6 protein-coding genes and 1 pseudogene are annotated in these 6,906 nt (G+C 39.4%); 6 read left to right on the forward strand and 1 reads right to left on the reverse strand.

Features of this window, described 5'->3' with window-relative positions; all coding sequences use genetic code 11:
• Window positions 1-6: 6 nt before the first annotated feature.
• Window positions 7-948, reverse strand: coding sequence for a Ppx/GppA phosphatase family protein (locus tag BUF13_RS16165; RefSeq protein ID WP_073572844.1), 942 nt, complete (start codon window positions 946-948; stop codon window positions 7-9).
• A 187-nt stretch (window positions 949-1,135) separates the two neighbouring features.
• Here BUF13_RS16165 and BUF13_RS16170 point away from each other — a divergent pair, with 187 nt between their 5' ends.
• The 6 genes and pseudogenes from BUF13_RS16170 to BUF13_RS16195 all read left to right on the forward strand — a co-directional run bounded on the left by BUF13_RS16170 (window position 1,136) and on the right by BUF13_RS16195 (window position 6,440).
• Complete coding sequence (locus BUF13_RS16170; RefSeq protein ID WP_073572845.1) at window positions 1,136-2,719, forward strand: acyl-CoA carboxylase subunit beta; 1,584 nt, start codon at window positions 1,136-1,138, stop codon at window positions 2,717-2,719.
• A gap of 73 nt (window positions 2,720-2,792) precedes the next feature.
• Window positions 2,793-3,011, forward strand: a pseudogene (locus tag BUF13_RS20890) (four helix bundle protein); the annotation flags it as partial.
• A gap of 49 nt (window positions 3,012-3,060) precedes the next feature.
• Complete coding sequence (locus BUF13_RS16180) at window positions 3,061-4,152, forward strand: M42 family metallopeptidase (protein WP_243839748.1); 1,092 nt, start codon at window positions 3,061-3,063, stop codon at window positions 4,150-4,152.
• 63 nt (window positions 4,153-4,215) lie between these two features.
• Window positions 4,216-4,974 carry an ABC transporter substrate-binding protein gene (locus BUF13_RS16185; protein ID WP_073572846.1) on the forward strand — a complete coding sequence of 253 codons (759 nt, stop codon included), beginning with the start codon at window positions 4,216-4,218 and terminating at the stop codon, window positions 4,972-4,974.
• Between the two features lie 108 nt (window positions 4,975-5,082).
• Window positions 5,083-5,847 (forward strand): 3-keto-disaccharide hydrolase, encoded by a 765-nt coding sequence (locus BUF13_RS16190; RefSeq protein WP_073572847.1) that lies wholly within the window; start codon window positions 5,083-5,085, stop codon window positions 5,845-5,847.
• Window positions 5,844-6,440 carry a 3-keto-disaccharide hydrolase gene (locus tag BUF13_RS16195; protein ID WP_073572848.1) on the forward strand — a complete coding sequence of 199 codons (597 nt, stop codon included), beginning with the start codon at window positions 5,844-5,846 and terminating at the stop codon, window positions 6,438-6,440. Before BUF13_RS16190 ends, BUF13_RS16195 begins: the two co-directional genes overlap by 4 nt.
• Window positions 6,441-6,906: the final 466 nt, after the last annotated feature.

Raw genomic sequence — 6,906 nt, forward strand, 5'->3', positions numbered from 1 at the left:
TGGCTTTTAGTGGGAGCTTACTTCTGTCAATAAGGTAGAAATAGCTCCTTCCTTTAAGGCGTAGTGCGAACAGGTGATGGACTGAACTGGAATATAGCGAAGGATAAAATCAATCAAAGTGGATGCTACCACGATCATATCCACGCGCATAGGAATCATTCCCGGGATTTTCAGTCTTTCTGCCCGGTCCATTGTCACCAACATTTGGTGGATTCTATGGAATTCTTCAGAAGGCAATTCGAAAACATGCTGTCCTGTCAGTTTGCACTGAAGCATAGATTCGAAATAAATGTCTGTTAGGGTATCAAAGGTGCCGGAAGCTCCGACAAGACTTGTAGGTTTGAATTGTTGAATAGCCTCCAGCAAAGGTGCAAGCTTTTCTTCCAGGTAAGAATAAAGGCGAAGCACTTCTTCAGGCAATATCGGATCATGATGATGAAAAAGCTCCAATAGACGTTGGCCTCCAATTTCAAAGCTTTCTTTCCAAAAGGCTTCTTGAGAAGTTCCGATGATGAATTCAACCGAGCCACCACCGATGTCCATCATCAATTCAGTTTGTCCATTCAAAGAACCAGAAAGCTTAATTCCTTCATAAATTAATTGAGCTTCCTGTTTTCCGGAAATGACATTGATATCAATGTCTAGAGTCTTTTTTACTTCTTGGACGAATTCGGAGCCGTTTTTAGCATTTCGAACTGCGCTGGTAGCGAAAGCAAAAATGTGTTCGATTTTTTCCCCGTCAATTAAATTTCGGAAGTGGCGAAGGGTATGGTAAGCACGTTTGAGTGCATCTGGGGCAATTTGGTCTTGGTTGATTCCACCTTGTCCCAATTTTACAGGAATTTTCTCCTTATAAATTGTCTTAAAATCTCCGTTGCTGATTTCTACCAATAACAAATGAAATGTATTGGTTCCCATGTCAATCACCGCCGCCTTTCGGGTACTCATATGCTCCAAAATTTAGGTTGGGCGAATATAGAAAGTAATTCCAAAAAGCATTGTTAAACAGGGATTAAATTCTTTCACATTTATATCTAAGGAAAAATCATAGAAATAAAGCCTTTCGCATAGATGGGAATTATTTTTTCAGCATTGGTAAAGCTGGTTATATTTGGCTAAGACTAATTGTAATTTCATGGACAATCAGAGTAAACCCATTTATGCCGCTTCTGGAAATCAGGAGAAAATTGATCTGCTCAAAAAGAAGAATGCCGAAGCATTGTTGGGTGGAGGAGAAAAAAGAATCGAATCTCAACATAAAAAAGGTAAGCTAACCGCACGAGAAAGGGTAGACTTGCTTTTGGACGAAGGATCTTTTCAAGAGATTGATAAGTTCGTAATGCATAGAGCCAAAGATTTTGGTTTGGATAAAGAGCATTATTTAGGAGATGGAGTGGTGACAGGCTATGGAGAGGTAAATGGGCGATTGGTCTATGTCTTTTCTCAGGATTTTACAGTTTTTGGAGGCTCCCTTTCGGAAACCCATGCCGAGAAAATTTGCAAAATCATGGATATGGCCATGAAAAATGGAGCTCCAGTGATTGGTTTGAATGATTCAGGTGGAGCTAGAATCCAAGAAGGAGTAAACTCTCTAGGTGGGTATGCAGATATTTTCTATAGAAATACGAAAGCTTCTGGAGTGGTACCTCAGATTTCTGCCATCATGGGGCCTTGTGCCGGTGGGGCAGTTTACTCTCCTGCGATCACAGACTTTATATTAATGGTGGAAAACACCTCGTATATGTTTGTGACTGGTCCCAATGTAGTAAAGACCGTAACTCAGGAAAATGTCACAGCAGAAGAATTGGGAGGAGCGTCAGCTCATAGCACCAAATCAGGAGTGACGCATTTTTCCTGCAAAAATGAAGTAGAGTGCATTCGACATATCAAAAGTTTGCTTTCCTATATCCCTCAGAATTGTGAAGAAATTGCTCCGGTTTATCCCTATGAGTTAAAAGAGGATGAAACTAGGAGTGTTTTAGACTCTGTAGTTCCTGAAAACCCAAATCATCCATATGATATTCGTGAGGTAATTTCTGGGATCGTAGACTCTGATTCCTTTTTGGAGGTCCATGAAAACTATGCAGATAATATAGTAGTGGGTTTCGCCCGATTGGCTGGCCGAAGCATAGGTATTGTAGGAAATCAACCTCAGTCTATGGCAGGAGTGTTGGATAATCATGCATCAATAAAGGCGGCTAGGTTTGTGCGCTTTTGTGACAGCTTCAATATTCCTTTATTGGTTTTGGTAGATGTTCCGGGATTTTTGCCGGGTACCGATCAGGAATGGAACGGTATTATTACGAATGGAGCCAAGTTATTGTATGCATTTTCCGAGGCTACTGTTCCAAGAATTACAGTGATTACAAGAAAGGCCTATGGTGGAGCGTATGACGTGATGAACTCAAAACATATTGGGGCCGATATGAATTTTGCCTGGCCTTCTGCGGAGATTGCAGTAATGGGTGCCAAAGGGGCTTCAGAGATTATTTTCAAGAAAGAAATTGCAGAGGCTAAAAATCCTGAGGAAAAACTTCAGGAAAAAGTCGATGAGTATACTGCGAAGTTTGCCAATCCTTACCGTGCAGCTCACAGAGGTTTCATTGATGAGGTAATTATGCCTTCTGAAACCCGAATCAAATTGATCAAAGCATTTAAAATGTTAGAGAACAAGGTGGATCAATTGCCTAGAAAGAAACATGGGAATATTCCTTTATAGTCCTTGGTCAGAAGACGATAGACAATTAGATGAACGATTCAACTTAACATCACAAATTTGAAGAGCAGTCGATTCAATTTCATTGAATATTGCAGAAGAAAGTACAAGCCAAAGTAATGCGGAATTCAAAAAGTTATTGGGTTATTCTTTAAGGTCCACTGTTGAAGTAGTATCGGCGATGTTTATTGCAAAAGGAGGAAAATATTTTACAGACCAAAATTTCAATTTAATTTATTCAAGTTGTGAAGAACTTGTAAAAATGATACAGGGTTTAAAAAAGAGTTTGAATTAGGTAACCTTTGAAAACACTTTTAACAATTAAATTTTAAAATCTATGGTCTATGGACCATGGACTATTAACAATTATTATGGATCAAAACACTTTCCTATACACCTACCTCAACAACGCCTCACCAACAGGATTTGAGGCTTCTGGTCAGCAAATTTGGCTAGATTATATCAAACCTTACGTTGATACCCATTTTACAGATAATTATGGGACTGCAGTGGGAGTGATTAATCCCGATGCTCCTTATAAGATGGTGATTGAGGCCCATGCGGATGAAATCAGTTGGTTTGTCAACTACATCAAGGACGATGGTTATATCTATGTAAGGAGAAATGGAGGTTCCGATCATATGATCGCTCCTTCGATGAGAGTAAATATTCATACAGATAAAGGAATAGTTCCCGGAGTTTTCGGATGGCCAGCAATCCATGTTAGAAAAGATGGTAAAGAAGATACTCCAACATTGGACAATATATTTATAGATGTAGGAGCAAGGTCAAAAGATGAAGTGGAGGAGTTGGGAATCCATGTGGGATGTGTAATCACTTTCAAAGATGAATTGACCGAATTAAACGGGAAATTCTATTCTGGAAGAGCTCTAGATAATAGAATTGGCGGCTATATGATTGCTCAGGTTGTCAAGAAAATCAAGGAATCTGGAATTCAACTTCCATTTGGTTTATATGTAGTCAATGCAGTCCAAGAGGAAATCGGTTTGAGGGGTGCGGAGATGATTGCCCATAACATCAAGCCAAATGCAGCGATCATTACAGATGTCTGCCATGATACTACCGCACCTATGTATAATAAGATTACTAGTGGAGATCAGACCGCAGGAAAAGGTCCTGTCTTGACCTATGGAGCTTCCGTTCACAAGAAATTGTTGGACTTGATAATTGATACAGCCAAGAAAAAGGACATTCCTTTTCAGAGATCTGCAGCTTCAAGAGTTACTGGGACAGATACCGATGCTTTTGCTTATTCTAATGAGGGCGTTCCTTCAGCTTTGATTTCCCTTCCTCTGAAGTATATGCATACGACTGTGGAAACAGCAAGTAAGTCTGATATCGAGCAAGTGATTAACTTGATGTATGAGTTTTTGATAGGATTTGATCCGTCATTTGACTTTAGATATGTTGTATAAATAGAAAGCTTTGATCCGTGATTCTCTGAAGGAGACTTCTGGTCACGGATCATTTTTACTTTTATGGAATTTAAAGACCAGTTAGGGAATTCATTTTTTTTACAAAAACCACCTCAGCGGATTATTTCATTAGTCCCATCTCAAACAGAGTTATTGATTGATCTTGGGCTGGTGGACAGGTTGGTCGGGGTGACCAAGTTTTGTATTCATCCAACCTATATTAAAAAGGAGAAAGCAATCATTGGCGGCACCAAAAATTATCGGTTCGATGTCATTCAAAGTCTAAATCCTGATTTGATCATTGGTAATAAAGAAGAAAATGAGAAAGAGGGGATAGAAAAGCTAATGGAAGATTATCCTGTTTGGATGAGCGATATTTTTAATCTGGAAGATTCTTTGTCGATGATCAGAGAGTTGGGAAGCTTATTGGATGTAAAAGATAAAGCTGAAAGTATTGCCTCTAGAATAGCAAAAGATTTCGAGAACCCTATTCCGTTCAAAGGAACTGCAGTTTATCTAATATGGGATAATCCAATCATGACTGCAGGGCAGGGTACATTTATTAATGTGATGTTGAAACTTTCTGGATTTAATAATTTGGTCCAAACTGATCGGTATCCTCAAATGGAAATGGAGGATATTAAAGAATTGAATCCGGAGTATCTTTTATTGAGTTCCGAACCGTTTCCTTTTAAGGAGAAACATGTGGAGATTTTTAAAAGTCATTTTCCAAATACTCAAATCTTATTGGTGGATGGGGAAATGTTTTCATGGTATGGAAGTAGATTGCTCAAAAGCCGGAAGTATTTCGAAAGCCTTTAAGTATAACGTAGGAAATGTATGTGTTTTCCGCTCATGAAAAATTTTATTTTCTTCCATGACTTTTTTAAAATTTTCATTTAACTTTCAATCTTAAACACCATTTATACTATGAAAAAATCGAGAATAGCCTGGGTAGCCCTTTTTGCCTTGGCATGGGCCTGTGGTCCAAAACCCGCAGAGGATACCAGCGAGGAGGTAGTGGCAGAAGAAGTTGTAATGGATAACTCCCTGACTCCTGATGAGAAAGCAGCTGGTTGGATGCTTTTATTTGATGGACAATCTTTAGATGGCTGGAGGGCATTTAACGGAGATACTACTCCTTCCAATTGGATTGTAGAGGACGGCGTGATGAAAGGACTTGGCGCAACTGGCGGGGAAGACTTTGGTGGCGATATCGTTTTTGACGGTATGGAATTTGAAGAATTTGAAATGGAATTCACTTGGAAAATCTCTCCAGGAGGAAATAGTGGAGTATTCTATCATGTTGTAGAAGGCCCGGATTATAAAGCTCCTTATTATACTGGTCCAGAATATCAGGTAATCGATCAATTAGGATTCCCTCAGCCATTGGAAGATTGGCAGTCTCTTGCTGCTGATTATGCAATGTATGTTCCAGATTACGAAGGTGTGGTTAAGCCTGCAGGTGAGTGGAACACTTCTAAGATTATCTTTTCTGAGGAAGGTGCTAGCTATTGGTTGAATGGAAAGAAAACTGTTGAGTTTGTTCCTTACTCTGAAGATTGGGAGACTAGAAGAAATTCTGGTAAGTGGGAAGAGTTCCCAGATTATAAAATTGCCAAAAAAGGTTTGATAGCTCTACAGGATCACGGTGACCCTGTATGGTTCAAGAATATTAAAATTAGAACACTATGAAAAAACTACTTGTATTGACCCTGTTGCTGGCAAGTGTCCAGTTTTCTTTTGCTCAAAAGAAGGAAAAGCTTTTTAACGGTAAAAACCTAGATGGATGGGTGATTTACGGAACTGAGAAGTGGTATGTAGAGGATGGATTGTTGATTTCTGAAAGTGGACCAGACAAAGGTTATGGCTACTTGGGTACCGAAGAGCAATACGATGACTTCGAAATCACTTTGGAATTTAAACAAGAGGCAAACGGGAACAGTGGTGTTTTCATCAGATCTACTGTAGATGGTACCAAAGTTTCGGGCTGGCAAGTAGAAGTAGCACCTCCAGGACATGACACTGGGGGGATCTATGAATCTTACGGAAGAGGCTGGTTAGTGAAGCCAGATCCAGAAAAAGATAAATATTTGAAATTCGGAGAATGGAATAAAATGAAAATTGTTGTGAAGGGTGATAATGTAACCTCTTACCTAAACGGACACGAGATGGTAAACTTCACAGATGCCAAGATTGGAGAAGGAAAAGGCGGTGTTTGTCTTCAAATCCATGATGGTGGTGGAATTAAAGTTTACTGGCGAAACATTGTTTTGAAGAAACTATAATCTGACCAAATAATTATAAAAATAGCCCCTGGGAGAAGCCCTCTCAGGGGCTATTTTTTATTTCAAATTTTTTCGATTCGTACTCAGGCAGTTAGGTGATAGTTGTGATTTTTTTCTGTTATGGTATTGTGGAGTCGGATAATTCTCGGATATTTGCACTCCCAATCGACGCGAACGGCGGCGAAAAAGATTGAAAAGGCGGAGTGAGCTGATGAGCGGTCCTGAGGGGCTTTGAGTGAATCGGTAAAGATTCAGAAACGGTGAAAAAAATAATTTCAAAAAGTTTTTGTGATTGAAAAAACTTCTACTACCTTTGCAAACCCAATCGGAAAGAGATCGGGAAACAAAAACAGAAAAACACGAAAAGCAGGCTGTGAAGGCGGTTTTTTGACAGAATCCAGTAACGACTGGAATCAAGTTCTTTGAAGTGATGTAAGGCGAAAAAAAATAATAACCTGAGAGTGAA

Source organism: Algoriphagus zhangzhouensis (assembly GCF_900148515.1).
GTDB lineage: Bacteria > Bacteroidota > Bacteroidia > Cytophagales > Cyclobacteriaceae > Algoriphagus > Algoriphagus zhangzhouensis.